The sequence below is a fragment of the Microbacterium faecale genome, from assembly GCF_014640975.1.
In the GTDB taxonomy this organism is placed as follows: domain Bacteria; phylum Actinomycetota; class Actinomycetes; order Actinomycetales; family Microbacteriaceae; genus Microbacterium; species Microbacterium faecale.
The window spans coordinates 24,401-50,733 of record NZ_BMHO01000001.1 but is presented as its reverse complement, the minus strand read 5'-3'; the positions used below and the strand labels follow the sequence as shown (position 1 = coordinate 50,733).

The 26,333-nt window shown below is 65.2% G+C and carries 25 protein-coding genes and 1 pseudogene; 14 read left to right on the top strand and 12 right to left on the bottom strand.

What is annotated here, in order from left to right:
- Positions 1 to 49 precede the first annotated feature (49 nt).
- A complete protein-coding gene (locus IEW87_RS00265) occupies positions 50 to 343 on the top strand; it encodes a hypothetical protein (RefSeq protein WP_188710326.1) in 294 nt (97 codons plus the stop codon).
- Here IEW87_RS00265 and IEW87_RS00260 read toward each other — a convergent pair.
- Positions 340 to 705 carry a recombinase family protein gene (locus tag IEW87_RS00260; protein ID WP_188710325.1) on the bottom strand — a complete coding sequence of 122 codons (366 nt, stop codon included), beginning with the start codon at positions 703 to 705 and terminating at the stop codon, positions 340 to 342. The two genes, IEW87_RS00265 and IEW87_RS00260, sit on opposite strands and share 4 nt — an antisense overlap.
- A 42-nt stretch (positions 706 to 747) precedes the next feature.
- Entirely contained in the window at positions 748 to 1,008 is a 261-nt protein-coding gene (locus IEW87_RS00255; protein WP_188710324.1) for a glutaredoxin domain-containing protein, read from the bottom strand.
- Positions 1,009 to 1,044: 36 nt separating this feature from the next.
- On the opposite strand from IEW87_RS00255, the gene IEW87_RS00250 reads away from it, so the two are divergent.
- From IEW87_RS00250 to IEW87_RS00220, 7 genes are all read left to right on the top strand, one after another.
- Positions 1,045 to 2,160: a glycosyltransferase gene (locus IEW87_RS00250; RefSeq protein ID WP_308420902.1), complete on the top strand. Its 1,116-nt coding sequence runs from the start codon at positions 1,045 to 1,047 to the stop codon at positions 2,158 to 2,160.
- A gap of 307 nt (positions 2,161 to 2,467) precedes the next feature.
- The gene (locus tag IEW87_RS00245; RefSeq protein ID WP_188712588.1) at positions 2,468 to 4,249 is read left to right on the top strand and encodes a BCCT family transporter; all 1,782 of its coding nucleotides are present in this window, start codon (positions 2,468 to 2,470) and stop codon (positions 4,247 to 4,249) included.
- 83 nt (positions 4,250 to 4,332) lie between these two features.
- A complete protein-coding gene (gene trhO, locus IEW87_RS00240) occupies positions 4,333 to 5,226 on the top strand; it encodes an oxygen-dependent tRNA uridine(34) hydroxylase TrhO (RefSeq protein WP_188710323.1) in 894 nt (297 codons plus the stop codon).
- Positions 5,227 to 5,398: 172 nt separating this feature from the next.
- A complete protein-coding gene (locus IEW87_RS00235; RefSeq protein ID WP_188710322.1) occupies positions 5,399 to 6,769 on the top strand; it encodes an ABC transporter substrate-binding protein in 1,371 nt (456 codons plus the stop codon).
- Between the two features lie 64 nt (positions 6,770 to 6,833).
- Positions 6,834 to 7,811, top strand: coding sequence for a carbohydrate ABC transporter permease (locus IEW87_RS00230; RefSeq protein ID WP_188710321.1), 978 nt, complete (start codon positions 6,834 to 6,836; stop codon positions 7,809 to 7,811).
- Positions 7,808 to 8,722, top strand: coding sequence for a carbohydrate ABC transporter permease (locus tag IEW87_RS00225; RefSeq protein WP_188710320.1), 915 nt, complete (start codon positions 7,808 to 7,810; stop codon positions 8,720 to 8,722). Before IEW87_RS00230 ends, IEW87_RS00225 begins: the two co-directional genes overlap by 4 nt.
- A 100-nt stretch (positions 8,723 to 8,822) precedes the next feature.
- The gene (locus tag IEW87_RS00220; protein WP_268234585.1) at positions 8,823 to 9,305 is read left to right on the top strand and encodes a DUF3817 domain-containing protein; all 483 of its coding nucleotides are present in this window, start codon (positions 8,823 to 8,825) and stop codon (positions 9,303 to 9,305) included.
- Between the two features lie 20 nt (positions 9,306 to 9,325).
- Here the strand turns inward: IEW87_RS00220 and IEW87_RS00215 are convergent, their stop codons facing one another.
- A complete protein-coding gene (locus IEW87_RS00215; RefSeq protein ID WP_188710319.1) occupies positions 9,326 to 9,802 on the bottom strand; it encodes a DUF3237 domain-containing protein in 477 nt (158 codons plus the stop codon).
- A 153-nt stretch (positions 9,803 to 9,955) separates the two neighbouring features.
- On the opposite strand from IEW87_RS00215, the gene IEW87_RS00210 reads away from it, so the two are divergent.
- From IEW87_RS00210 to IEW87_RS00195, 4 genes are all read left to right on the top strand, one after another.
- Entirely contained in the window at positions 9,956 to 11,239 is a 1,284-nt protein-coding gene (locus IEW87_RS00210) for an MFS transporter (protein WP_188710318.1), read from the top strand.
- Between the two features lie 65 nt (positions 11,240 to 11,304).
- A complete protein-coding gene (locus tag IEW87_RS00205; protein ID WP_188710317.1) occupies positions 11,305 to 12,219 on the top strand; it encodes a LysR substrate-binding domain-containing protein in 915 nt (304 codons plus the stop codon).
- A 173-nt stretch (positions 12,220 to 12,392) separates the two neighbouring features.
- Positions 12,393 to 13,013, top strand: coding sequence for a hypothetical protein (locus tag IEW87_RS00200; RefSeq protein WP_188710316.1), 621 nt, complete (start codon positions 12,393 to 12,395; stop codon positions 13,011 to 13,013).
- The gene (locus IEW87_RS00195) at positions 13,010 to 13,639 is read left to right on the top strand and encodes a hypothetical protein (RefSeq protein ID WP_188710315.1); all 630 of its coding nucleotides are present in this window, start codon (positions 13,010 to 13,012) and stop codon (positions 13,637 to 13,639) included. The genes IEW87_RS00200 and IEW87_RS00195 overlap by 4 nt, the downstream gene beginning before the upstream one ends.
- A 125-nt stretch (positions 13,640 to 13,764) precedes the next feature.
- Here the strand turns inward: IEW87_RS00195 and IEW87_RS00190 are convergent, their stop codons facing one another.
- From IEW87_RS00190 to IEW87_RS00175, 4 genes are all read right to left on the bottom strand, one after another.
- Positions 13,765 to 14,961, bottom strand: a complete 1,197-nt coding sequence (locus IEW87_RS00190) for a hypothetical protein (protein WP_188710314.1) — start codon at positions 14,959 to 14,961, stop codon at positions 13,765 to 13,767.
- Between the two features lie 109 nt (positions 14,962 to 15,070).
- Positions 15,071 to 15,991: a hypothetical protein gene (locus IEW87_RS00185; protein ID WP_188712808.1), complete on the bottom strand. Its 921-nt coding sequence runs from the start codon at positions 15,989 to 15,991 to the stop codon at positions 15,071 to 15,073.
- Positions 15,936 to 16,256, bottom strand: coding sequence for a DUF4357 domain-containing protein (locus tag IEW87_RS15185; RefSeq protein ID WP_188710313.1), 321 nt, complete (start codon positions 16,254 to 16,256; stop codon positions 15,936 to 15,938). Before IEW87_RS15185 ends, IEW87_RS00185 begins: the two co-directional genes overlap by 56 nt.
- Positions 16,257 to 16,586: 330 nt before the next feature.
- Positions 16,587 to 17,837: an IS256 family transposase gene (locus tag IEW87_RS00175; protein WP_188710312.1), complete on the bottom strand. Its 1,251-nt coding sequence runs from the start codon at positions 17,835 to 17,837 to the stop codon at positions 16,587 to 16,589.
- A 48-nt stretch (positions 17,838 to 17,885) separates the two neighbouring features.
- On the opposite strand from IEW87_RS00175, the pseudogene IEW87_RS00170 reads away from it, so the two are divergent.
- Positions 17,886 to 18,209, top strand: a pseudogene (locus IEW87_RS00170) (integrase core domain-containing protein); the annotation flags it as partial.
- Between the two features lie 149 nt (positions 18,210 to 18,358).
- Here IEW87_RS00170 and IEW87_RS00165 read toward each other — a convergent pair.
- The 5 genes from IEW87_RS00165 to IEW87_RS00145 all read right to left on the bottom strand — a co-directional run bounded on the left by IEW87_RS00165 (position 18,359) and on the right by IEW87_RS00145 (position 24,944).
- Positions 18,359 to 19,897 carry an alpha-N-arabinofuranosidase gene (locus IEW87_RS00165; protein WP_229730797.1) on the bottom strand — a complete coding sequence of 513 codons (1,539 nt, stop codon included), beginning with the start codon at positions 19,895 to 19,897 and terminating at the stop codon, positions 18,359 to 18,361.
- Positions 19,898 to 19,983: 86 nt separating this feature from the next.
- Positions 19,984 to 21,777, bottom strand: coding sequence for a DUF5605 domain-containing protein (locus IEW87_RS00160; RefSeq protein ID WP_188710311.1), 1,794 nt, complete (start codon positions 21,775 to 21,777; stop codon positions 19,984 to 19,986).
- 5 nt (positions 21,778 to 21,782) lie between these two features.
- Entirely contained in the window at positions 21,783 to 22,676 is an 894-nt protein-coding gene (locus tag IEW87_RS00155) for a carbohydrate ABC transporter permease (protein WP_188710310.1), read from the bottom strand.
- Entirely contained in the window at positions 22,673 to 23,611 is a 939-nt protein-coding gene (locus IEW87_RS00150) for a carbohydrate ABC transporter permease (protein ID WP_188710309.1), read from the bottom strand. Before IEW87_RS00150 ends, IEW87_RS00155 begins: the two co-directional genes overlap by 4 nt.
- Positions 23,612 to 23,675: 64 nt before the next feature.
- The gene (locus IEW87_RS00145) at positions 23,676 to 24,944 is read right to left on the bottom strand and encodes an ABC transporter substrate-binding protein (protein WP_188710308.1); all 1,269 of its coding nucleotides are present in this window, start codon (positions 24,942 to 24,944) and stop codon (positions 23,676 to 23,678) included.
- Between the two features lie 232 nt (positions 24,945 to 25,176).
- On the opposite strand from IEW87_RS00145, the gene IEW87_RS00140 reads away from it, so the two are divergent.
- Positions 25,177 to 26,226 carry a LacI family DNA-binding transcriptional regulator gene (locus tag IEW87_RS00140; protein ID WP_268234584.1) on the top strand — a complete coding sequence of 350 codons (1,050 nt, stop codon included), beginning with the start codon at positions 25,177 to 25,179 and terminating at the stop codon, positions 26,224 to 26,226.
- Positions 26,227 to 26,333: the final 107 nt, after the last annotated feature.

Here is a 26,333-nt window from a genome sequence, read left to right as displayed (position 1 = left end):
CAGAGATGCGCGCCATCTCCGAAGGGGTGGTGTTGCGATGAGAGGGCGGATGCCCGCCCGGCCGCCCGGCGCCGGGATGCATACCAACAGCGGAAACGTGCCCGCGATCCCCAACACGTCGGGCCTTCGCGTCGTGAGCACGACGTCTGATGCGGCGGGGGAGCCCCCGCCGATCACGCGCACGTCGATGTCCGCGATCGAGAATCACGCCCGCTCGCGACGCAACCGCGTCATGGTCGCGGTCGTCGTGGGCGTGGTGGTCCTCGTCATCGGCGCGGCCGTGGCCGCGGCCCTCTTCACGGGCGACGAGGCGAACGCGCTGGCGCTCGCGAGCACCCTTTAGCCCGCGGGCGCTGCGTGCGCGAGCACCTTGATGATGATGCCGCGCCGCCCGAGCTCCGCGATCGTCTGCGTCTCCTCGGTGGCATCGCGGCCGAACACGTGCGCGCTCGTCACGACGACGACGTCGCCGCGCTGAAGGCGGCCGAACAGGCGGTTCAGGCGCTCCTCCCACGTCTCGGAGACGTTGGGGGCCGGATGACGGAAGCCGTCGATGGGGACGCCGAAGTCGGTGAGCTGCTTGCGCTGCTCCACGATCGACGGCATGCCGTCCCTCGCGACGACGATGCCCACGAGCCGAGCATCGGCGGGGTGCGCGCGCCAGATCTGATCGCGCGTGCTGACCTCTTCGACATGCTCGCTCACACCGCCCATCCTAGCCAGTGATGGGCGGAACCTGGGATGGGGTCAGACGAGCCCGAGAGCCTTGAGCTTGCTGTCGACGTCGGCGTTCGACGGCTCGACGTGGTGGCTGCCATCCGGGTACACGACGACCGGGATGTTCATGCGGCCGGAGATGTCCTTGGCCACGTCGGCAGCCGACGGTTCTGCCTCGAGGTCGATGTACTGGTAGTCGATGCCGAGGCCATCGAGCTGCGCCTTGGTGCGGCGGCAGTCGCCGCACCACTCGGCGCCGAACATCGTGATCGTGTCATTTGCGACGGTCATGGTTCCAGGATAGGCGCGTGACGTCGCGGAGGCGCCGTGTGGAACGATGGACTGTCTGAGTCGCTGGAGGAGATGGGGGCCGCCGTGGGGGTGACCGTCGTGGTCCCGACGTTCAACGAGGCCGGCAACGTCGCCGAGCTCGTCTGCCGTATCGCGAGCGCCCTCCGGCACGAGGACGCCGAGATCCTCTTCGTCGACGACTCCACGGACGGCACCGCCGACGAGGTACGGCGCATCGCACCCACAGCAGGCCTGCCCGTGCGGGTGATCCATCGCGACCGCGCCGAGGGCGGCCTCGGCGGCGCCGTCGTCGAGGGCTTCCGCAACGCGCGCTACGCCACCTGCGTCGTCATGGACGGCGACCTGCAGCATCCCGCCGCCACGATTCCTCAGCTGCTCGCGCGGCTGCGGCGCGGCGACGTCGACCTCGTGGCCGCGTCGCGGTACGCCGAGTCGGCGAGCGCGTCGGGGCTTGCCGACTCGACCCGCCACCTCGTCTCTCGCGGATCCAACCTCGTCACGCGCGCGATGTTCCCGCGCCGACTGCGCGAGGTCACGGATCCGATGACGGGGTTCTTCGCGATCGACACGACCGCTCTCGACGTCGCTCGCTTGCGCCCGCGCGGCTTCAAGATCCTGCTCGAGATCATCGTGCGCACCTCGGTGCGGGTCGCCGAGATCCCGTTCGCCTTTGGAGAGCGTTTCGCGGACCGCTCGAAGGCCTCGGTTCAGCAGGGCATTCGGTTCTTTCATCAGCTGGCGCTGCTGCGGTTCGGGAAGATGAGCGGGTTCGCGGCCATCGGCGCGCTCGGCGCGGTCGCCAACGTCGCGATCGTCTGGGCGCTCGACGTACACATCAACTACCTCTGGGCCGCGATCATCGCGGCCGAGGTGACGATCATCGGCAATTTCCTGCTCATCGAACGGTTCGTCTTCCGCGCCGAGAAGCGCGAGGCGCGCGGCGTCTGGCACCGCTTCGCGTCGTCTTTCGTCTTCAATAATGTCGAGTCGGCGATACGGATCCCCGTGATGAGCCTCATGGTGACCGCGTGGGGCATGCCGAGCGCCCTCGCCACGGCGATCACGCTCGCTGTCGCCTTCCTGATCCGGTTCACGTTCCACTCGCTCGTCGTGTACCGCCCGCGCGCCTGATCCGGCGACGTTCCCAGCAGATTCAGAGGATCCTCGCGTCAGCCACTAGGGTGGGGACAGATTTCCAGCCTGTACGACGCGACGGGGAGCCGACGCGTCGTGGGGAACAGACACAGGAGATGAATCCGTGAGCTCACCGATCGCTAACGGCGACGAACCGACCGAGAACGGCGACACCGAGTCGCGTCGTGAGGCGGCGACGCCCGACGACCTCATTCCCGAGGTGTCGTACGACGACCTCAATGGGTCCAAGCCACCCACGCTTCAGAACCCGCTGAGCGGTGAAGAGATCCACCTCGACCCGGCGATGGCCAGCGTTCCCGTCGAGGTGTTCCCGGCGGAGAGGGACACGGACGACGAGATCACCGAGAAGCTGCGCCGCCAGGGCGTGAAGATCGGCAAGGGCCTTGTCGCGCCGCGCGTGTTCTGGCCGGCGTTCATCGTGATCTTGCTGGTCGCGGTGCTCTCGCTCGTCTTCCCCGACGCGATGGGCGGCGCGTTCAACAACGCGAATGCGTGGATCTCCGACACGCTCGGCTGGTACTACATGCTCATCATCAGCGCGTTCGTGGTGTTCGTCGTGGCGGTCGCGTTCTCGAAGCTCGGCACGATCAAGCTCGGGCGCGCGAACGACAAACCCGAGTTCGGGCTCTTCGCATGGTTCGCCATGCTGTTCTCGGCGGGCATGGGCATCGGCCTCATCTTCTATGGCGTCGGTGAGCCCGTCACATACGCCACGATCGGCGGCAACCCGAGCTGGGACGGGTCCGAGCAGGAGCTCGCCGGACTCGCGATGGCGCAGACGTTCGTCCACTGGGGTCTGCACCCCTGGGCGATCTACGCGGTCATCGGCCTCGCGCTCGCATACGCGATCCACCGACGCGGTCGCCCCGTCTCGATCCGCTGGGCGCTCGAGCCGATCTTCGGCAACCGCGTCAAGGGGTGGGTCGGCGATGTCATCGACATCATCGCGATCTTCGGCACGGTGTTCGGGATCGCGACGTCGCTCGGTCTGGGTGTATCGCAGATCGCCGCGGGCATGCAAGCGATCGGCGTCGTGGGCGGCGTCGACACGACGCTGCTGGTGGTCCTGATCGTCGTGATCACGCTGCTTGCCACGATCTCGGTCGTCAGCGGCCTCGGCGCGGGCATCAAGTGGCTGTCGAACATCAACCTGTCGCTTGCGGGCGTCCTGCTCATCTCCGTGCTGCTGCTCGGACCGACGCTGTTCCTCCTGCGCAACTTCGTGCAGTCGCTCGGCGTGTACCTCGCCGAGGTGATGCACATGAGCCTCGACGTCGGCGCTTACGCAGGCGCGGACACCCACGAGTGGCTCTCGGGCTGGACGCTGTTCTACTGGGGATGGTGGATCGCCTGGGCGCCGTTCGTCGGCGTCTTCATCGCCCGCATCTCGCGCGGCCGCACCGTACGCCAGTTCATCGCCGGCGTGCTGCTCGTGCCGACCGCCGTCGGCTTCCTCTGGTTCTCCGTGATGGGCGGAGCTGGCATCTTCCGCCAGATGTTCGGCGCCGGCGACCTGGTGCAGTCCGATGAAGACGGCGTGCCGTCCGTATCGCCGGAGGGATCGCTGTTCACGGTGCTGCAGGACCTGCCGCTCGGGCAGATCCTCTCCGTGCTCGCGGTCATCATCGTGGCGATCTTCTTCATCACGTCGTCCGACTCCGGATCGCTCGTGGTCGACATGCTCGCCTCCGGCGGCCACCCGAACCCGCCCGTCTGGTCGCGCCTCGTGTGGGCGCTTCTCGAGGGCGCCCTCGCGCTCGCCCTGCTCGTCGCCGGCGGATCCGAGGCGCTGTCCGCGTTGCAAGCCGGGTCGCTCATCACGGCGCTGCCGTTCAGCGTGGTCATGATCCTGATGGCCATCGCGCTCGTCAAGGCGCTCAGTTACGAGCTGAAGACCCTCGAGCATCGCGAGAGCGTCGAACGCCTCGAACGTGTCGCTGACTACTTCAGCGGTCGCATCTCCTCCAGCGGATACCTGCAGGAGTACGTCGACGACCGCATCGATTACCGCATCTCGCGAACGCGCGGTCTGCTGCGACGGCAATCGTCGCGCGGATCCGAGTAGCGGTGTGACGAGGGGCCCGCCAGGCTGCCTGGCGGGCCCCTCGTGCGGTGTATGCGCGGCCGCGGCGTCGTACGCTGGAGTCCGTGCTCCCCAAGATCCTGCTGTTCTACCGCTTCACGCCGATCGCCGACCCCGACGCGGTGCGGCTGTGGCAGCGCGACCTGTGCGAGCTGCTCGGGCTACGCGGGCGGATCATCATCTCGGAGCACGGCATCAACGCCACCGTTGGCGGCGAGATGGCCGCGATGAAGACCTACGTGCGCAAAACGAAGCAGTACGCGCCCTTTGCGGACATCGACTTCAAATGGTCCCCGGGATCCGGGTTCGACGACAGCGGCGGCAGCCTCGACTTCCCGCGCCTCTCGGTGAAGGTTCGCGACGAGATCGTCACGTTCGGTGCCCCGGAAGAACTGCAGGTCGACGGGGCGGGAGTGGTTGGCGGCGGCGCCCGACTGAAGCCGGGAGAGTTGCACAAGCTGGTGGCGGAACGTGGCGACGACGTCGTGTTCTTCGACGGCAGGAACGCGTTCGAAGCGGAGATCGGCCGCTTCCGGAACGCCGTCGTGCCGGACGTCGAGACCACGCGCGACTTCGTCGCGGAGCTCGACGCCGGGCGCTATGACCACCTCAAGGAGAAGCCCGTCGTGACGTACTGCACGGGCGGGATCCGCTGCGAGGTGCTCTCGAGCCTCATGCGTTCGCGCGGTTTCGGCGAGGTCTATCAACTCGACGGCGGGATCGTCCGGTACGGCGAGACGTTCGGCAACAACGGACTGTGGGAGGGATCCCTGTACGTGTTCGACGGGCGCGAGGCGACGACGTTCGGCCGAGGCGCCGCAGTGATTGGCCAGTGCGGTGCGTGCGGCGACGCCACCGATCGGCTCGTGAACTGCGACGATGCGTCCTGCCGCCGCCGCACCGTGCTGTGCGCCGGGTGCGGCGACCGAGCTGTCTGCTCCTCGCACGCCGTCGCGTAACAGTCCCTTCTCCCGCTGGTTCCGGTGCGCTCGTAGACTATGCTCGGGAGCGCTCCCACGCACGTCATGAATCGTTATCCGCAGGTGCTGGCCTTTCGGACGGTGACGCGCTTGTATGTCGTGTGACGGGTGATGCGTGCCCGATCATCCCAAGTCAGAGAGGACTCACAGCATGAGGACACAGAAGCTGCGACGCTACGGTGTCGGGATCGCCGGAGGGATCGCCATGACGCTCGCACTCGCGGGCTGTGCCGGTGACGACCTGGGCGGAGGCTCCACCGGCGGCGGGGGCGACACTGACGCCGACTGTGCCGCGTTCGAGCAGTACGGCACGTTCGAGGGCGACCGTGTCACGCTGTCGTCAACGATTTCCGACCAGGAGGGCGACCAGCTCGAGGAGTCGTGGGCAGACTTCGTCGCGTGCACGGGCATCACGATCGAGCACAACGGCACCAACGAGTTCGAGTCGCAGATCTTCGTGCAGGTCGAGGGCGGCAACGCGCCCGACCTCGCGATCTTCCCGCAGCCGGGTCTCATGCAGCGCATGAACGAGGGCGGACACCTCGTCCCGGCGGGCGACGACGTGCTCGCCGCGGCCGAGGAGAACTACACCGAGGACTGGCTGAGCTACGGCAACATCGATGGCACGCAGTTCGGTGTTCCGGTCATGGGATCGGTGAAGTCGTTCGTCTGGTACTCGCCGAGCGTGTTCGAGGAGAACGGTTACGAGATCCCCGAGACGTGGGACGAGATGATGGAGCTGACCGACCAGATCGTCGCCGACCACGGCAGCGACACGGTCAAGCCCTGGTGCTTCGGCATCGAGTCGGGCGGAGCGACCGGATGGCCCGCCACCGACTTCGTCGAGGACATGGTCCTCCGCGAGGCAGGCCCCGACGTCTACGACCAGTGGGTCGACCACGAGATTCCGTTCGACGACTCGCAGATCGTCGCGTCGCTCGACCGTGCGGGCGACATCCTCAAGAACGAGGACTACGTCAACGGCGGCATCGGCGACCCGCGCTCGATCGCGTCGACCCCGTGGGCCGACGCCGGTCTGCAGGTGCTGAACGACAACTGCTTCCTGTTCCGCGCGGCATCGTTCTTCGAGGCGCAGCTGCCCGAGGGCACGGATGTCAGCCCCGACGGCGACATCTTCGCCTTCTACCTGCCGGCCGACAGCGCGGACGAGCAGCCGCTGCTCGTCGCGGGCGACTATGTCGCCGCGTTCAACGACAACGAGGCGACGCAGGCCCTCCAGGCCTATCTCGCATCGTCCGAGTGGGCCAACTCCCGCGTCTCCATCGGCGGCGTCGTGAGCCCGAACCAGGGCGTCGACCCGGCGAACGCGTCCTCCGACGTGCTGCGCCTCACGCTCGAGCTCATGCAGGATGAAGACGCCATTGCGCGCTTCGACGGATCCGACCTGATGCCGTCCGAGGTGGGCGCTGGCACGTTCTGGTCGCAGATGACCGCATGGATCGACGGTCAGACGGAAAGCGACGCGGCGCTCGCCGCGATCGAATCCAGCTGGCCCGAGTGATCCCCTCGACGGGCCGGGGCGCCGAGGCGCCCCGGCCCGTCCTCGCCTGACGCGGAGGTGCCCTGTGGGCTTCTTTCTCTATTCCAAGAACGGCCAGTTGATCCTCGCGGTCCTGGCCTTCGTGGCGCTCCTCGCGGTGCTGTTGCTGATCGCGAAGTTCGCGGATCGCATCAAGGGGCGCAAGCAGACGCTCGTCATGGTCGCCGTCTTCGGCGGTCCGGCGCTGCTGCTACTGGTTCTCGGCCAGGTCTATCCCGCGATCCGCACGATGTGGATGTCGCTCATGGACCGACGCAGCGAGAACTTCGTCGGCCTGACCAACTACGCCTACCTCTTCGAGGACGGTCTTACCGCGCTCGCGAACACGATGCTGTGGGTCGTTCTCGTTCCGGCTGGCTCCACCATCATCGGTCTCGTCTACGCCGTTCTGATTGACAAGTCCCGGTTCGAGAAGGTGGCGAAGTCGCTGCTGTTCCTGCCGATGGCGATCTCGTTCGTCGGCGCGGGCATCATCTGGAAGTTCGTCTACGAATACCGCGGCTCCGCGCAGGAGCAGATCGGTCTGCTCAACGCGCTGATCACGAGCCTCGGTTTCGAGCCGGTGCGCTTCCTGCAGGACGCCCCGCTGAACACCGTCTTCCTCATCGTCGTGATGGTGTGGATCCAGGCCGGATTCGCGATGGTCGTGCTGTCCGCCGCGATCAAGGCGGTGCCGATCGACATCATCGAGGCCGCCCGCCTGGACGGCGCGAGTGCCTGGCAGCTGTTCACCCGGGTGACCGTTCCGAGCATCCGCCCCTCGCTTGTCGTGGTGCTCACGACGATCTGCATCGCGACGCTGAAGGTGTTCGACATCACGCTGACCATGACCGGCGCCGAGTTCAACACTCAGGTGCTCGCCAACGAGATGTACGACTGGTCGTTCACCTTCGGCAACAACGGCATCGGCTCCGCGATGGCCGTCGTGATCTTCCTGCTCGTTATCCCACTCGTCGTCTACAACGTGCGACAGATGAACAAGAACAAGGCGGTGCGCGGATGACCACGAAGGCTCTCACCTCTGTCAATCCGTCGAAGTCGACGGGCAGCGCGGCCGGATCCTTCAAGCGCCTCGTCGGCAACCGCATCGGCAGCGCATTCGCGCTCGTCATCGCGGTGCTCTGGACGGTTCCGACGTTCGGCCTGTTCCTGTCGTCGTTCCGCCCCGAGGCCGAGATCAAGGGCAGCGGGTGGTGGACGGTGTTCACGGATCCGCAGTTCACCCTCGACAACTACGCGCAGATCCTCGGAGGCGCCACGTCGACGAACCTCGCGGTGTACTTCCAGAACTCGGTCGTCATCGCGATCCCGGCGACGATCGCGCCGCTCATCCTCGCGATCATGGCGTCGTACGCGTTCTCGGTGCTGCAGTGGAAGGGGCGCGACATCGTCTTCGTGGCGGTGTTCACGCTCCAGATCGTGCCGCTGCAGATGGCCCTCATCCCGTTGCTGCGGGTGTTCTCGGGAACGGCGGTCGCCGATGTGTTCCCGTTCCTGTCACTGTGGGTCGCGCACACGATCTTCGGATTGCCGCTCGCGATCTTCCTGCTGCACAACTTCATGTCGGAGGTGCCGCGCGATCTCATTGAGGCCGCGCGCATCGACGGCGCGGGGCACGTGACGGTGTTCATGCGGGTGATGCTGCCGCTCATGCTGCCGGCGATCGCGAGCTACGCGATCTTCCAGTTCCTCTGGGTATGGAACGACCTCCTGGTGGGTCTGACCTTCTCCGGCGGATCCCGCACCGTGCAGCCGCTCACGGCGGCGCTCGCCGCGATGACCGGCGACCGCGGTCAGGACTGGCACCTGCTGACCGCGGGCGCGTTCATCTCGATCCTGCTGCCGCTCGTCGTGTTCTTCGCGCTGCAGCGCTTCTTCGTACGCGGCCTGCTCGCCGGATCCGTCAAGGGGTGACCTGGCCCTCCATTCCACGAATGCGCCGATCCCGACCGGGGTTCGGTGCATTCGTGGAGGGTGGGGGATCGCTCATGTTGGCCCGGGTAGATTCGAGGGCGTGAGTACGCCGACTGAACAGACGAGGATCACTCCGCGCGGGCTGTTCCGCACCTTCGCGACCGCCGAGATGATCACCTGGGCGGGGCTCATCACCGCGCTGATCCTCCGGGCGGTCGACGTCGGGAACTTCGTCCCGATCGCCGGCGGCGTGCACGGATTCGTGTTCCTCAGCTACTCGGTGACCACCATATTCGTGTGGGTCAACCAGAAGTGGCGTCCGGCCGTGGGCATCACCGGCCTGCTGCTCGCGATCGTGCCGTTCGCGACCGTGCCCTTCGACATCGCCATCGACCGCAGAGGTCTCCTCGCCGGCGGCTGGCGGCTCGCCCGCGGCGGCGACGAGCCGCGCGGTTTCATCGAGCACGTGCAGGCGTGGGTGCTCAGGCACCTGCTCGTCGCCATCATCGGCGTGGTCGTGCTCGTGGCGGCGGTGTTCGTCTTCCTGCTGTGGCTCGGCCCGCCGCCGATCCCGCGCGGCTGACCCCGCGCGGCGCGAGCGCGTCACTCGATGGCGAAGACCGTGAGCTCCACGGCGTCCGGGCGACGCACGCCGGTCGCCACGAACAGCGTGCGATTGACCCACTCCCACGGGCCTTCCGGCGCGCGCAGCCGCGGTGTGCCCCGGAAGTAGATGCGCGCGGGGTCGACCGGCTCGCCGACCATGAGGCGCTGGATGTCCTCGGCGGATCCGGCGCGGATCGCCTCGTTGATGACCTCGAGCCGCGTGCCGTCTTCCGTCTCGATCGGGTACCGCGCCTCGAGCTCCGTCACCCCGTCGGGACGGCGTGACTGGAAGTCGGCACCGCCCGGCAGTACGCGCCCGCTGATCTCGCCGATCGCTGTTCCCGACAGGATCGGGATGATGCGCCGCCACCCATCGGCGCCCTCGCCGAGGTCGATCGGCTCGTCGACCTCGATCGCGATGGTTGACACGTGGCGCAGCGTGGGGGCGGCAGGGGCAGCGGAATCGCGAGTCATGTTGGCATCGTATGCGTCATATGAACCGCCGTGATGGTGGAATTTGCGACATCGCATGGTGGACCTTCGTCCTTGACCCGTCGTCACGCGCGCTCCCAAGGTAGGGGTCAGGCCGGTGGCCCGAACCGGCTGATCATCGAGGAGGATGTGCCCGTGGCTGCTGTCACCCGGACCCCCGTGTCGCAACGTAAGCGTCGTAGCGACCTGGTCGCCGTCAACATCGGCAATGCGCTCGAGTGGTTCGACTGGAACATCTACGCGATCTTCGCGCCGTTCTTCGCCGCGCAGTTCTTCCGTGATGACGACCCCCTCGCCGGCCTGCTCGCGGCGTTCGCCGTCTTCGCCGTCGGCTTCCTCATGCGTCCGATCGGCGGATGGGTCTTCGGGCAGATCGCCGACGCGAAGGGGCGTCGTTACAGCCTCACGCTCGCGATCGCACTCGCGGCGGTCGGCAGCCTCATCATCGCCATCGCGCCGACGTTCGAGGTGGTGGGCGCGTTCGCGGCCGTCATCCTCGTCTTTGCCCGCCTCGTGCAGGGCCTGTCGCACGGTGGCGAGACCGGATCCGCCTTCACCTATCTCGCCGAGGTCGCGCCGGAGGGGCGCCGCGGTCTGTGGGCGAGCTCGCCCTGGATCGGCGTGGGGGTCGGCTCGATCGCGGCGACCGGTCTCGGCGCGCTGCTGACATACGTCCTCACGGACGAGCAGATGACGCAGTACGGCTGGCGCATCCCGTTCGGAATCGCGGCCGTGCTCGGGCTCTACGCTCTCTGGATCCGCGTCGGCATCACCGAGTCGGACAAGTTCACGGGACAGACGGAATCCACGCCGACCGTGCGCGAGACCTTCCGCCTGGTCGCGAAGCACCGCATGGCGATCCTACGCATCACGGGGCTGACGATCGGCGGCGTCACGGTGTTCTACACCTGGCTCATCTTCGCTCCGGGGTATGCGACCCGCACGTTCGGCATCGATCCCACGATCGCGCTCGTGATCGGCGTCATCGGCCAGGCGGTGCTCGTCGTCGCAGCCCCGTTGTTCGGCCGGTTCTCCGACAAGGTCGGTCGCCGCCCCGTGCTGCAGATCTTCAGCATCGGGTTCGCGGTGGCGGCATTCGGCCTCGACGCGATTCTCGGGCCGAACCCGTGGACGCTTCTCATCACGATGTGCGTCGCAGGCCTGCTCATCGGCGCAAATACGGGGCCACTCGGCGCAACCTTCGCCGAGCTCGTCCCCACGCGAGAGCGCGCGACGGTCATCGGCATCGGTTATGCCACCTCCGCGGCCATCTTCGGCGGGACCGCGCCGTACCTCAACACGTGGCTCGAGTCGCTCGGCATGCACTGGATCTACACCGCCTACCTCGTGGTGCTCTGCCTCATCAGCGCGGTCGTGATCCACGGCATGCGCGAGACGAACCGGGATCCGCTGCGCTGACGCGCAAGCGAGGCACTGGCGTGCGGCAGATTGCGCGGGGGAGGATCCGCGGCAACACTGGGCGGATGCCGGTGCCTCGCTTCTCCCTTCGTCAGCTCGCCTATTTCGCCGCGGCGGCGCGGGCCGGCAGCATCTCGGCGGCGGCGGATGACGAGCACGTCTCGCGCTCGGCGGTCGCCTCGGCGATCAACGAGCTCGAGGAGCTCTTCACCGTTCCGCTCGCGTCGCGCAGTCGCGGATCCGGTTTCACTCTCACCCCCACGGGCGAGCAGGTGTTCGAGCTGTCGCTGTCGCTGTTGCGCGAGGCGGACGACCTGCCGGGCCGCGCCACCGGCGCCGCGCTCACCGGATCGCTGACTGTCGGCGCGTTCCCCTCGCTCGTGCCGACAGTGTTCCCGTTCCTCTACGAGCTCTTGGCCGAGCAACACCCAGACTTGCGCCTCGAGGTCCGATCCTTGCCGCAGCCGGAACTGCTCTCGACGCTGCGGGCAGGCGAACTCGACCTCGCGGTGGCGTACAACGTGCACCTCGAGCACGACCTCGACAGCCGCCTGATGTACGACACCGTGATGCACGTGATCCTGCCGGCAGACCACCCGCTGGCAGAGCGCGACGTCGTGCCGGCGGCCGAGGTAGCGAAGGAACGGCTCGTCGTGATGTCGCATCTGCCGGGCCCCGACGACACCCTCGCGTACTTCGTCCGGCAGGGGCTCGCGCCGCAGGTGTGGGTGCGCACCGGGGACTTCGAGCTCATGCGCAGCCTGGTCGCGCGCGGGCTCGGCCTCGCGCTGTGCATCCAGGCACCCCAGACGGAGGTCAGCTACGAGGGACGCCGCCTGGTGCGCCGCCGCCTCGACCCCACACCGAACCTCGAGCGGCTCTCGGTGGTCTGGCCGCGGTCGCGGAGGCGCTCGCGTGCGGCGGCCTACGTCGCCGGACTGCTGGAGGAGTATGGCCCGGCTCTCGCTCCCCGCACCTGAGCCCGCGCTCCACCTTCCACAGATGCATCCAAAATCGCGCATTTGGGTGCATTTGTGGAAGTTGAGCGGCGTCCGGTGCGCTTCCGTCGGTCGCTCACGAGTTGCGGCGGATCCGTCGGAAGCGAACCCGATACGCTGAGACGCGAACGCTCATCCGTGGGGCGGAAAGGGGGATGCGTGTTCGGATCCTGCTGGGCGGTGAGAGCCGCGTGACGCTGCGTCGCCGCGGCCTGTGGATCGGGCTGGGCGTGGTCGCGCTGTTCGCGGTCGTGCTCCTCGCGGTGGTGTTCGTCGTGGGCCGAATGATGGCTGCAGACGGGCAGCGCATCTCGCTTCGCGATGACGTCCTGGAGATCGAACTCCGGGTGCCGGACGGCCTCGGCATCACCACCGTGCATACCGCCGCCGCGGAAAGCGAGTGCTCCACGATCTCCTACGGATTCGAACGGAAGCTGACGGTCGAGTCCATCGGAGCGGCCTGCGAGCTCTCGGACCCGACGCGCATCTTCAACGGACACCACGGCGACTATCGGTCGATCGACGATGTCGCGGATCCGCGGGACATCGACGAGGTCGATACCCCGATCGGGGCCGCCGTTGTGTTCACGCAAACCTATTCTGAGTGCACGAACTACTGTCGTGACTGGGACGAGCCTGTTGCGATCGTGGCGCTCGACGATCCGGTTAGCGAGGCGCACGGATCCGTCGTCCTGCGCGGTGACAGGGCTGAGATTTCGCGGGACGAACTGGTGGAGATCCTAGAATCGCTGCGGCCGCTGGACGGTTTCGTGTGACGACGAGCGGTCCCGTGTTGCTCGCGCAGAGCGTCCGGCTCCTCGAGACGCACGGGTGCGTGCGGCTTGCCGGCGCATACTCGGGTGCCAGTGCGCGGTGGGCGAAGCGGCGCCGAGCGATCATTCCGGTGTCCCTCGCCGTGGGGGCCGTCGGCCTGCTGTTGATCATCGCGGGAATCCTCTTGGCGCGCTCCGGGGCATGGATCCTGCTCGTTCCGCTCGGGGGCTTCCTATGCTTCGTGGGCGTTCTCAACGCGGGTGTGCTCGCGCTGCACGTCCACGCCTACCGCGGCCGACTGGAGGCCGAATTGGGTCCCGTCGTGATCGACGCGCGCGGGATCGTCGCACGAGGCGTCGGACCGATCCCGTGGGGTCATCTCGGCGCGCCCGAATGGCGTCGCGTGTGGACGAGGATGGACATCGGCGGCATCTGCACGGTCATGCCGCTCACCCCGGAGGGTTTCGCGCGCGTGAATGAGCAGCCGTCCTGGTGGCGGACGCGGATCGGTCCCCAGCCGTACTTGGCGTTCAACATCCCCTACTTGCTGCTGCCGGGTGTGGCCGGCCTCAGCGAGGAGGAGGGGCTGCAGCTGTTCGCCGCCGCCCACCGGCGCTTCGCACGGTAACGCAGCGTCGGCCCGCGCAACGTGTCGCGAATGCACCGAAGACCGCGCGTTCGGATGCATTTGTAGCATGTTGGCATGCGGGCCAGGCATCGTGTTCAGCCACCGTGGCGCTTAGTGGCGCACGATCAGCTCGCCGGCAGGATGTCCGCGTGCAGGAAAAGCGCGCTGAACTCGTCGCCATTGCGGAGCTCGTACACTTCTCGTTCCTCGACGAGCATGATCAGGTCGCCTGTCACGGGCGTGCCGTTCTCCAGCATCGTGGTGAGCTCGACGTCATCCGGCATGTTCCCGTTGAGGGAGAATCCGACGCGAGTGCCGTTCCCCTCGGCGCCGAGCCGCTCCTCGTCATGGGGCTCTTGCAGGGCCAGCCGCTCGCGCATCCGGCGGTAGGGTTGAGCCTCGTACTCCGGGACATTGCTCGCCTCGATCGTGACCTCGAAGGCAACGGGGAACCAGTCCTCCTCGGCACCGGCGGGATAGGCATCCTCGGGAACCTCCACGCGTCGTGGCTGCTCGACGGTGTACGTGTAATCACCGCTCATCGTCCTCACCGTGACCTCCTCGCCGAAGCCCACGATGTCATCTTGATCGATGCTGATCTCGTCGATGGACTCGACCGGGGGAAGGTCGACCTGACCGGCGGCGTCGGTGTCAGCGGGATCGGCCTCGGCGATCTCGGTCGCTTCGACAGCGATGGCGATGTCCGAAATGCCCTCCAATCCGTGGTGGGTGAGGAGGTACGGGCCCTCACGTGCCTCGTCCGTCACCCCGAACGTGAGGGTTGCCTCGCGTGTGTCTCCGGTCGAGACCTCGGCACGGAGGTCCGGCCCCGCGAGGGTGTCGAAGAACCACGTGTCGTTGCTGCCTGCGCTCCCTCCCGGGCCGCCCTCCAGCAAATCGTCGACATGGAGGATGGAGAAGTCGAAGAAGTCATCGAGGGCCAACGGCTCGCTGATCTTCCCGTCTTTCAGGGCGGTGACTGTCGCGTCGACGCTGAAGAACCACTCGCCGCCCTCGAGGAGGTCATAGTCATCGACCATCTCCTGCGGAGGGTTCAAGATACGCGGATTGTCCAGGATCATCTCGTGCTCGCCGAAGCTCGACTCGAGCGACACCGGCTCACCGAGGCCCGTGACCACGTCGTATTCGGCGAGGGCGTCCTGGACCTCTGGTGCGTACCCCGAGAGGTCGGGCGAGCCGTCTTCCGGCTGATTCGAGGCTTGTGCCGGCTCCTCCGCGCTGGGCTGGTCAGCGGATTCGGAACAACCGGCGCTGAGGAGGACAATGGTGGTTAAGCTGGCCAGAATGGCGCCACGTCGCATCGTGCGAGCTCCTATCGGTGGGATCATGTGCGGTGGTCCGCGCGCGGCGCACCTGCCTCGGCGCGGCGAGACGGCGAGGAGGATGCCGCGTTGCGGCATCCTCAAGCTTCTAAAACTCGTCCTGTCGCACGACGATGGTGTGTCCGTCGTGCCCGACGTCGAATCGGAAGAAGGAGGAACCGGTGCCGTCCTCCTCGCTGATCTCGTACACCACCGGCCCGTGGCTGGTGCCGTCGTCCTCGTTGTCCAGGACGACATCGAGATCATCGTTGGCGGTGCGGATGAGATCACCGTCCGCGTTCCGCAGATTCTTCATCACGTACGGCGGTGCGATGAAATAGTCGCCGCTCAGGGCCTTCGCTTCGAGTTCTGCGACGAGGAAACACCCCTCCTCGGCCGCGTGGTCGTTGAACTCGTCGACTTTGGTCACCGAGTGCACCGTGAACTCGAAGTGGTGGTTCTGAATCCCGTCGTGATAGTCGACGGTGATGGTTTCGCCCAGATCGACGACGGTCTCGTCACCGCGTTGGTCGATCCGCTCCCGGAACTCCGCCACGTCCTCGTCGGTCTCGTTAGTGTCGCCCGTGTAGGGATCGGCGCACGCCATGTCCCCCGCGACGGGTTCTTCCGCATCGTCCGTTCGCGAGCCGTCGGGCTCCTCGACATCGGGCGATACGGTCGCCGGTTGTGAAGGACCGGACGTTGGTTCGTTCGCGCCGCCGGGTTCGCCGTCTGATGCAGAGGAGCACGCGGCGAGACCTAGGACCAGCGCGGCGCTCGCGAGCATACTTGCGCCGTGACGCATCTCTCTCCTCGATGCACCGGACCCGGAGCCGTGGTGAGGTCGTAGGGCGCTTACTCGGCCGTCGACCGGGTCGGGAATGCTGTTGTGATCTGGCAGGTGGTGGCTGAGCCAGCGACGACCATAGCGATATATGCCGCTCGGGCACAAATCAGTGGGCTTGCTGCCGCGGTCAGTCGGCGATACCCCGAGCCTGCCACTCGCCGAAGTTGATACCTGAAGCCTCATCGATCCACGAAGTGCGTCCGTTCGCCGAACGTCCGGCTACAACTGCTGCGGCGGCGGACGAAGACGTGAACACCACGTCCTGGGTGAACCGAGCCCGTCCACCTTCGATCGCTTGCAGCGAGCCGTCAGCGAGGAGACTTGCATGTAGTTGATGCCGATGCGCGCGGTGGGAATCGTGGCTCGAAGTCGACGCATGGTGCTCTCGTTGCAGTGCTGTAGTTTCCGAACTACAGCAGGGGGATAGCCCCCGGCGCAGTGCACGCAAGTGCGACGGCCGGGGTTCATTTTTCTCTAAGCGGTTCCGGTCTTCGTGAACGGTGGGTTGCCCCCACTATTGCGCGTGAAGGCGCCACCTGAAAGCGTCCCTTCTGCTTCGGCAGGAGGGACGCTTTCGTTATGTTTGGCTTCAGCGTTGCTGACCTTCGTGCGCAGCGCGCTCCCGGTCGGCGCGAAGCGCGCTCTTGACAGCGGAGAAGATGACGATCCAGACGATCAGCACCTGAAGGGCAAGCAATCCGACTCCGACGAGAAGCCAGGGGAGGTCAAGTCCCGTGGGGTGGTGTAACGCTCGGGTGATCGATCGAGCTGGGGTTGGTCAAGCGGACAGGGCAAGGTCGGGGTCTTCGGTGTCGATCTCCTCTCCGGTGTCGGGGACGAGGCTCAGACGGCAGCGATTCAGGAGCTCGAGCCCGAGGTAGCGTCGTCTTTCAGCCCACTCATCGGTCTGCTCGGCCAGGACCGCGCCGACGAGGCGGACGATGGCGTCCCGGTTCGGAAAGATGCCGACGCTGTCGGTCCGGCGACGGATCTCCCTGTTGAGACGCTCGTTGGGATTATTCGACCAGATCTGCGACCAGACGTCTTTCGGGAAGCCTGTGAACGCGAGGACGTCCGCGCGGGTGGCGTCGAGATGGTCGAATACGTCGGGGAGCTTCTCGGCGACGTAGTCGAGGAGACGGTCGAACTGCGCGTCGACGGCGGCCTTGTCGGGCTGATCGTAGACGGAGTGCAGCATTGCTTTGACCGCGGGCCAGAGGCTCTTCGGTGTGACAGACATGAGGTTCGCCGCGTAGTGGGTGCGGCAACGCTGCCAGACCGCGCCGGGCAGGTTCGCAGCGACTGCCTCGACGAGCCCGGCGTGCGCGTCGCTGGTGACGAGACGAACACCGGTCAGGCCGCGCGCGACGAGATCGGCGAAGAACTGGTTCCAGGCAGGACCGGTCTGCCTGGTCGCAACGCGCAGTCCGAGGACTTCGCGCCTGCCGTCGGCGTTGACGCTGGTGGCGACGAGGACGACCGTGTTCACCACGCGCCCGCCCTCGCGAACCTTCATCGTCAACGCGTCGGCAGCGACGAACGTGAACGGGCCAGCGTCATCGAGACGCCGGTTGCGGAACTGATCGACATGTTCGTCGAGATCGGCAGCCATCCGGGAGACCTGCGACTTCGAGAGGGCATGGATGCCGAGAGTCTTCACAAGCTTGTCCATGCGCCTGGTGGAGACTCCGGCGAGGTGGCACTCGGCGACGACCGTGATCAGTGCCGTCTCGGCGCGTTTGCGGCGTTCGAGAAGCCATTCCGGGAAATACGAGCCTTGCCGGAGCTTCGGGACGGCGACATCGACCGTGCCGACACGAGTGTCGAGATCACGGTGGCGGTAGCCGTTGCGCTGGGTGGCCCGGTCAGGAGAGGGCTGTCCGTACTCGGCTCCTGCGACCGCGTCGGCTTCGGCAGACAGGAGCGAATTGATGATCGTCTGCAGCAGCTGCCGCATCAGATCGGGTGACGCGTCGCCGAGCGCTTCACGCAGGACGGTGGCAGAGTCGACAATGTCAGGAGCGGTCATCGTGTGTCTTCCGTTCGAGAGGCTGTAGGAGGTTTCCTCGAAGGATCACACGGTGACCGCGTCTACGTCAGAGACGAGGCAGACCACCGCGCGTTACACCACTATGCGGGACTCCACTGCCACCGGCTGGTCGGGTCGATGGGTCGTGTCGGCGCTGCTGGCGACAACGCGGCGGTGGAGAGCTTCTTCTCGTTGTTGCAGAAGAACGTCCTCGATCGTCGTCGCTGGGCCACGCGAGATCAGCTGCGGATCGCGATCGTGCGGTGGATCGAGCGGACGTATCACCGGCGTCGTCGACAGGACGGACTGGGGAAGTTGACCCCGGTCGAGTACGAGGCCATCATGAACCCGCCCATGGCCCTCGCGGCCTAAACATCAACTGTCACCTGTTCGTGCATCAGACCCGGTGCTGCGGCGCTCGCAGCAAACCTCGGGCCTTCGGCCCGCGACATCACGATAGAGGTCGACGGAACGCTACGCCAGACGACGCTTCCGGCCGGCGGCTGGGTCAGCCTGTAACCTCACCCGCCATCCGGGGCGAGCAGGAGTTCGATCGCGACGTAGGAATGCCTCGGGATCTCAACCGCCAGCCCGCGCTCGTTCATTGTGAGCGGGAAGTCCTTCGGAGCCACCTCCGTCGGCGCGAGCGGGGTGTTGTGAGATTGTGGCTTGTCTGCGGTGAGGATGCGAGCTCGAACGTCCTGAACCTCGCGTCCACGCAGGTCGAATTGAACTGATTGAGTCGCCTCTACGTCGAGATTCGATACGGAGATGAGAGCCCGGTTGTCGCGCGTGGATGCCGATGCGGAGAGTACTGGAAGATCCATTCCGTCCACGGACCGGCAGGGTATGTCACCTACGAAGTTCACAGCGAGAGACTCGGCATCGTGATGGCCCGTGTTCATCTCGAAGACGTGGTAGGTGGGGGTCAGGACGAGAGATTCGGTCTCGGGATCTGTGAGGATCATGGCCTGGAGGACATTCAGCGTCTGCGCGATGTTCGCCATCACGAGCCGATCCGCGTGGCGGTGGAAAGCGTCGAAGTGCACGGACGCAACGAGAGCATCGCGCATGGTGTTCTGTTGGTAGAGGAAGCCGGGGTTTGTTCCGGGCTCAACATCGAACCACGTTCCCCATTCATCGAGCACGAGACCGATCGTCTTGCGTGGATCGTAGTGGTCCATGACCGTCGCATGCCGGCCGATGATCTCATCCACGCGTCGCGCCTGGATCATCGTCCGGTAGTACTGAGCATCGTCGAAGACGGTCGCCAGTCCCCGTTCTTGCCAGGAAAGCGGGATCGTGTAGTAGTGAAATGAGATCGCTTCGAAGAGTCGCTGCGGGTCCGGTCCGCATCCGAGGCACGTCAGCGACTTCATGAGGGCCTCGGTCCACGAGTAATCGTCGTCACGAGCACCGGCTGCGATGCGGTACAGCTTGTTGCCGCCGTGATTGCGGAGATACGTCGAATATTGACGAGCGAGATCCGCGTAGGCTTCGGCGCGCATGTTGCCGCCGCAACCCCACGGTTCGTTGCCGATTCCCCAGAACGGTACATGCCATGGCTCATCCTGCCCGTGCGATCGACGCAATGAAGACATCGGCGAGTCGTCACCACGAGTGAGGTACTCGACCCACTCGCTCATCTCACGCACGGTGCCGGATCCGACGTTGCCGTTGACATACGCATCCGCGCCGAGGAGTTGGCAAAGGTCCATGAACTCGTGGGTGCCGAAATGGTTGTTCTCCACCACGTCGCCCCAGTGGCTGTTCACCATCCGCGGCCGCGATTCGCGCGGCCCGACACCGTCCCGCCAATGGTAGTCGTCCGCAAAGCATCCGCCTGGCCAGCGAAGGTTGGGGACACGAATCGCGCGCAGCGCCTCGACGACGTCGAGGCGGATGCCGCGCTCGTTCGGGATGTCCGAGTCCTCCCCAACCCAGAACCCACCATAGATACATCGGCCCAGGTGCTCCGCGAAATGCCCATACAGGTGGCGGCTGATTCGCGGCCCTTTCACATCCAAGTCGATCACGGCACGAAGCATCCGGTCACTCATCCGATCCACCTTCACTCAACATACGTATGTCCGCGCGACAACCGCCCCCGACTGTGGAGTCTGGGACGTCACGCTCCCTGATCTCGCTACGCCGTCGCTCTGAACTGAGCGGACGTCGTCGCTTGGAACCTCAATGCGATGTACGGCTTGCCGGGCATGTCCACGGTGAACCGTCCACTGACCGTCCCCGGCAATCGCTCCACCGTCATGTTCCATGTGTCGATGACATCGACGGTGTACTCCACCTCCGGGTCCCACAGGAACCGGCGGAACCTGGGTTGGCTGAAGCCGAAGTAGAAAAGGAGGTACTCGCCTTGCCGGCCGGCGCTGGGGATGTCCCAATCAGTGTTCACCGGGTCGAGTCCGAACGGCGCGTCTTCAAGGATCTCGCGGAGGAATCGGATCCGGGCGGGACTCGAGCCGATCAGGTCGCCACCCTTCGACCACCACAGCTCATCGCGCTCACGAAGATACGTCTCGCCGTGCCCGACGTAGCCACCTCGCACGGCACCTTCCCAGAAGCGTCGCACCATCTCGACGCCGGTGATGTTCCCCCAGCCTTGGTCGATGTCGCCTTCGTACCCGCACTCGTCGACCACGATGGGCTTCGCCCAACGCTCCCTCCACTGGTCGGTCATCTCGGCCGTCTTGTAGATGTCCTGCCGCTGCACGCTCGCGTGCGTCACCCAAGCGCGGCCATGGTCGTAGAAGTCGAAGCAGTTGTGAATGGACAGAAGATGGCCCGCAGGATCGTTTCGCTTCACGATCGCGGCGAAGCGCTCCCAGTCGTCCTCGGACTTCGTGGGCATCAAGTCATACTCGTTTGCGAGCGACCACCACACGTTCTGGAACCCGCCAAGACGAGCGACCGCGTACTGAAGGTATCGATCGTCGGCGGCGGCGCCCATGTCAGAGAAGCCCCACCGGTCGTAGGGATGGAAGAGGATCAGATCCGCTTGGATCCCGAGATCGTCAAGCTGCTGCACGCGCGTCTCAAGGTGCCGCCAGTACCGCTCATCGAACCGCTCGAAGTCGAACCCCTGCTCGGGGCCTCCCACGAAGGGATAGAGACTCGGCTCGTTCTCATTGAAGATGTACGACTTCGGAAATATGCACATCCGGATCTTGTTGAACGGGGACGTCTCGAGCGACGCGAGCGTCCGCTCCTCCAGCGTGTCGCCTTGATGCGTCCAGGCATAGGCAGTCGTCCCCACGGGAACGTACCTCTGCCCGGTTGCGTATGCGAAGTGATGACGGTCGTGGACTCGCACCGGCCCCCGCCTGTTCCCTGGGTCAGGGTGAGCGTCGAATCGCCCTTCGATCGCGTCGAGCGAGGGTGCGTTGCTCACACTCCGGAAGCGATGCGGCCCAGTCTCCTCAACGAGACACCTGACCCGATACGTGCCGTCCCCATCGTAGAAGCCTGGCACTTCGATCCGCCCGCTCGGCGACTCCAGCTGGATGCTCAGCTCGACGTCGCAGAACGGGTTCCCGTTGCTCGGGCCCTGAAACACCGCTTCGAACGTCTCATACCGCGAGACGGACTGGGCGAAGGAGACGACAGCGGACGACGGCGCGGAGTCCTGATCGAAGATGCGCGCGGCGCGTTCAGGGGACTGTCCTCGCCGATCAGAATCGTCTGCCGGTTCAGGCGGCAGCGACTCCAGTTCCTCGAACAGCGCCTGCACATCGTCGGGTCCGGCGAGAGCAGGTGAGGTACGTGCAACGAGGCTCAGCGGGTGCCCCCCCAGGGTGAGTATGGTCGAGAGGCTCTGGAGCTCAGGCATGTGACGCTGGAGCACGGCACGCGCCCGCGCATCTCTCATTACAGTTCCGAGTTTGTCGTCACGCGAGAAGACGTTGGTGACAGGATTCGGCATGAGTGTCATCCCTTCACGGACCCGGCGAATGCGCCGGACACGAAGTAGCGTTGGAACAGCAGGTAGACGATCACGACCGGTATCACCGACATGATCGTGAATGCATTGATGGGCCCGTACGAGCTCGTGTACTGAGACTGGAACCCCTGAAGCGCGAGCGGCACGGTCCACGAGTCCGAACTCTGAAGAAGCACCAGTGCCATCCCGTACTCGTTCCATGTCGCGACGAAGTCCAGAATGAACAACGCCGCGAGCGCCGGCCCTGAGAGCGGAAGGATGATCTGCCAGAACAGTCGCGCGTAGGAGGCGCCGTCGATACGTGCGCTTTCGTCGAGCTCTTCCGGGATCTGACGGAAGAAGCCGTAGAGGATGAAGATCTGGTAGGGAATGCCGAACCCGATGTATGGCAGGATCACGCCGATGTGAGTGTTCAGAAGACCGAGCGAGTTCACGACCTGGAACAGCGGTGCGATCGCGACTTGTACCGGCACCATCGCTCCGATGGCCATGGCCGCGAGCAAGATCCGGTTGCGCTTGAACTTGATGCGAGCAATCGCGAACGCAGCCGATGCGGAGATCAGCAGCCCGACCGGAACCTTGATGAGGGCGATGATCAGACTGTTGATTCCGGCGCCGAGAAGGTTCCCGGACTCGAACGCTTCAGGGTAGTTCGCCCAGTCGAAGGTCGTCGGGAGAGAGAACACCGGGGTGCCGATGGCATCCGCTTCAGTCTTGAGCGATGTGAGCAGGATGAAGACGAGTGGCAGCATCCAGATGATCAACGAGAGCACCAGAGCGATCCACAGGCCGATGCGGATGTAGTTGCGGCGACCGCGGCGTGGCTCTTGTGATGCGGACTGACCGACCACACGACTCGCGGGTGCGATGACGGTGCTCATTTGTCCTCCTGTCTTGCCGTCCATGCCAGGTACGGCAGCACGACCATGAGCGTCAGCACAAGCAGCACCGTGGCGATGGCGTTGCCGGGCCCGTATTCGTGGTTCGTAATTGATTGCTGGTAGGACCAGAGCGCGAGCACCTGGGTCATCTGAGCGGGGCCCCCGCCGGTCATTCCGACGAGGAGGTCGAATACCTTGATCGCCCCGATGAATGTAAGGACGATGACGATCACCATCGTGGGGCGCAACGCGGGCAAGGTGACGTTGCGGAACACCTGCCAGGCATTTGCGCCGTCGATGCGCGCAGCGTCGATGTGATCCTTCTGCACCGACTGGAGTCCTGCCAAGAAGAGAACCATGTTGGTGCCGACCGCCTGCCACACGAAAGCGATGAACACCGAGTAGAGGGCGATGTCCTGGTTCCCGAGCCACTGGATGTCAGCCAGCCACTCCCACCCGAGCGCCTCGCCGAGGCTTGCCCCGATGCCGTAGTTCGGGTTGTAGATCCATCGCCACATGTTGGCGACCGCGATCGAGGCGAGCACTCCGGGGATGTAGAACATGGAGCGGAAGAGATTTCGGCCGAACAGCGGCCTGTTCAGTGCAACCGCGAGAACAAGACTGATCGTCAAGGGGATGATCAGCGAGAGCACGATCCAGATGACCGTGTTTCCGAACGCTCTCCAGAAGACGGGATCCTGCGTGAAGATTCGGACGTAGTTGTCGATACCGACGAACACCTGGGGCGCACCGACGAATCCGGTCCACTCGAACAACGACAGCCGTACTGACTCGACCATCGGACCGATGACGAAGATGAGGTACGCGACCAGGGCCGGGGCGAGGAAAGGAAGTGCGACGAGGAACGGAGACCGGCGGCGTCGACGACGTCGATCGGGTACAGGCGCTGAAACTGACGCAGATGATGTTGCCATGGGAGTCCAATGCAGGTGATGGCACGCCGGTGGGAGGCCCTAAGACCTCCCACCGGCGATGAGGTCACTGGTTGTCGATGAACTTCTGCATCTCGGCGCCCGCCTCCGAGGGATCGAGCTGGTCTGTCGCCACCAGGTTCTGGATTCGCCAGTACTCGGTCGTCAGGGCAGGCGTCATCCCCTGGTCGTTGAAGTAGTAGAGCCCGGTTGCCTCATCGAAGATCGGGTTCCACTGCTTGTCGAGGCTGTCCTGTGTCGAAGAGTCGACCTCGACATTCACGTTCACCGGGCGCGAACCTACGAGTTCCTGGTTGATGCGCTGCGGCTCTTCGCTCGTCAGGTAATCGAGGAACACCGCAGCCTCGTCAGGATGCTCCGTCTGAGCGGAGACATAGACGTTCGATGTGTCGCCGTACAGCTCACCGGTGCCCGTCGGGAACAGGAAAACGCCGATCGTACTGGTGTCGACGTCGTTTGCGCGCAGGACGTTGTCGAACCAGTTCCCTTCGATGACCATCGCCGCTTCGCCCGTGAAGAAGAGCGCGTTGGCCTCGGAGTCGCTTAGGCTCACCCAACCATCGGTCAGATACTCCTGGGTCCAAGTGTGGAACTCGGAGTACGTCGAGTCGACGCACGGTTCCGCAGACCAGTCCGCCTGCTCCGTGATCAGATCCCGGAAAGTGTCGGCGCCACACTCAGTCATCAGGATGTTGTCGAGCAACCGCATCAGGTGCCAGTTGACCGTGCCACCGAACTCGATCGGTGTGATCCCCGCCGCGACAAGCTTGTCTGCGGCCTCGACCAGTTCGTCGTACGTGGTGGGGGTCTCGGTGATGCCGGCCTCAGCGAACAAGTCCTTGTTGTAGAAGACCGCGGCCCCTGCGAATCCGTTCGGGACGCCGTCATAGCCGCCGTACTGCTGCACGCTGGCCATGCCCACATCGCTGAAACGGTCCTCCCAGCCGTACTCGTCGTAGTACTCCGCGAGGTCGAGGCTTGCACCACTCTCGACGTAGTCGCCCCCGATGCCCGGACCCGCCCACGACCAATACACGTCAGGCGCGGCCGACGTTCCCAACGACGTCCGCAGCGCTTCCTTGTGACCATCGGTGGAGCGCTCCTCCACTTCGATGTTGATGTCCGGGTGGGCTTCCTCGAACCCGGCGAGAGTTTCCTCCCAGGCCTGCTTCGAAGCGTCATTCGTGTCGGCAAGCTTCCAGTAAGTCAGGGTGATCTGCCCCTCCTCGGCGCCCCCACCATCAGAGCAGGCCGCGAGGCCCGCAGTGAGCAGCAGCACACCGCCCAAAGCCAACGTCTGTGTCGTTCGCATCATTGCGCATCCTTTGTTGCTTGGCTCCGTCGCCGCCGCGAAGGCGTTCGGCGCATCTTGGAATTTCCATGTTAGCGTTTGCATGTGTCCTGTCAAGGGGCGATCTTGGCTCCACTAAATTGCTGATTTATCGGGCATTTCTGTCTCAACACGCTCGATGAACTAGTGACGCAATCGCTAACATGGTGACAACTCGATACCATAAGGATGAACTGAGCCCGGACCGGAGCAGCACATGCCACGAGGCGCACCAGCGAACGCCGCCCCATCGAGGCGCCCCACTCTCAACGATGTCGGGCGCCTCGCGGGCGTGTCCGCCCAAACGGTGTCTCGCTTCTTGACCGGCGCCTCTTTCGTTGGCGTAGACACAGGCGCGCGCATCCAGCAGGCAATCGACGCGCTCGGCTATCGCCCGAACCGCCTGGCCCGAAGCCTCCAGAATGGCAGGGCGGACACAGTCGGGGTACTGACGTCCGCCCCGCTCAATTACGGTGCCGCACAAACCCTCTCGGGCCTCAGCTTCGCAGCGCATCAAGGTGACATCACCCTCGTCACCGCGCATCTCCCTGATACGAACACGCACCCGGCGGAAGCGACGCGCACGTTGGAGCGGTTTCTTTCCATGCGTGTCGATGGGATCGTCGTTTCCGCACGTGTTGATGGGCTCGAGTCCGTCCTCGAGAAGACTGTTCGCCACGAAGTTCCCGTAGTCGTGATCACCGGTAGACCTCTCCCCCAGACCGGTAGCGTGGGCGCGGACTCCTACGCCGCAGGACGAATGGTCATGGACCACCTGCTCGAGCTCGGTCACCACCGCATCGCGTTCCTGTCCGGCCCCGACGACGGCGCGGAGTCGCAAGAGCGCGAGCGTGCTTACTACGAATCGATCGCACACGCCGGTGCGGTTCTGCTGCCCAAGCTTGCGGGTGGAGCATGGACCGGGGATGCGGGCTACGCCGCTGGTCTGCGTGCTGACTTCGAATCCTTCACCGCCGTGTTCGCGGCTGATGACGAACTCGCGCTCGGATTCTCCGCCGCCGCGCGGGAACGGGGATACCAATCCCCGCAGGACTTCTCCCTGGTCGGCATCGACGACATGCCGGAGGCGCGATACTTCTCGCCACCACTGACAACGGCCCGACTGGACTTCGTCGCGCTGGGACAGCACGCATTCGACGTGCTGCAGCATGCTGTCCGGACCGGCGAACAACGCCCTCATGTCGTCGTCTCGCCGCAACTCATCGTTCGCGACTCGACTGCCCCTCCGCCTGCTCGTTCGCAATAGATCGAGCGTGGATCGGGACTGCTTTGCAGCGCCGCCACACCAGCGGCCGATCTCGTGAGCATGCTCCTGCTGGCCGGGATCCTGGTCGTGCTGTTCTTCGCCGCGGC

Coding starts and splice junctions, on each gene's coding strand:
- IEW87_RS00265 (WP_188710326.1), top strand. CDS start 50: ATGCCCGCCCGGCCGCCCGGCGCCGGGATGCATACCAACAGCGGAAAC.
- IEW87_RS00255 (WP_188710324.1), bottom strand. CDS start 1,008: ATGACCGTCGCAAATGACACGATCACGATGTTCGGCGCCGAGTGGTGC.
- IEW87_RS00245 (WP_188712588.1), top strand. CDS start 2,468: ATGGCCAGCGTTCCCGTCGAGGTGTTCCCGGCGGAGAGGGACACGGAC.
- IEW87_RS00235 (WP_188710322.1), top strand. CDS start 5,399: ATGAGGACACAGAAGCTGCGACGCTACGGTGTCGGGATCGCCGGAGGG.
- IEW87_RS00225 (WP_188710320.1), top strand. CDS start 7,808: ATGACCACGAAGGCTCTCACCTCTGTCAATCCGTCGAAGTCGACGGGC.
- IEW87_RS00215 (WP_188710319.1), bottom strand. CDS start 9,802: ATGACTCGCGATTCCGCTGCCCCTGCCGCCCCCACGCTGCGCCACGTG.
- IEW87_RS00205 (WP_188710317.1), top strand. CDS start 11,305: ATGCCGGTGCCTCGCTTCTCCCTTCGTCAGCTCGCCTATTTCGCCGCG.
- IEW87_RS00200 (WP_188710316.1), top strand. CDS start 12,393: ATGCGTGTTCGGATCCTGCTGGGCGGTGAGAGCCGCGTGACGCTGCGT.
- IEW87_RS00190 (WP_188710314.1), bottom strand. CDS start 14,961: ATGCGACGTGGCGCCATTCTGGCCAGCTTAACCACCATTGTCCTCCTC.
- IEW87_RS00185 (WP_188712808.1), bottom strand. CDS start 15,991: ATGAGGCTTCAGGTATCAACTTCGGCGAGTGGCAGGCTCGGGGTATCG.
- IEW87_RS00175 (WP_188710312.1), bottom strand. CDS start 17,837: ATGACCGCTCCTGACATTGTCGACTCTGCCACCGTCCTGCGTGAAGCG.
- IEW87_RS00165 (WP_229730797.1), bottom strand. CDS start 19,897: ATGAGTGACCGGATGCTTCGTGCCGTGATCGACTTGGATGTGAAAGGG.
- IEW87_RS00160 (WP_188710311.1), bottom strand. CDS start 21,777: ATGCCGAATCCTGTCACCAACGTCTTCTCGCGTGACGACAAACTCGGA.
- IEW87_RS00155 (WP_188710310.1), bottom strand. CDS start 22,676: ATGAGCACCGTCATCGCACCCGCGAGTCGTGTGGTCGGTCAGTCCGCA.
- IEW87_RS00150 (WP_188710309.1), bottom strand. CDS start 23,611: ATGGCAACATCATCTGCGTCAGTTTCAGCGCCTGTACCCGATCGACGT.
- IEW87_RS00145 (WP_188710308.1), bottom strand. CDS start 24,944: ATGATGCGAACGACACAGACGTTGGCTTTGGGCGGTGTGCTGCTGCTC.
- IEW87_RS00140 (WP_268234584.1), top strand. CDS start 25,177: ATGCCACGAGGCGCACCAGCGAACGCCGCCCCATCGAGGCGCCCCACT.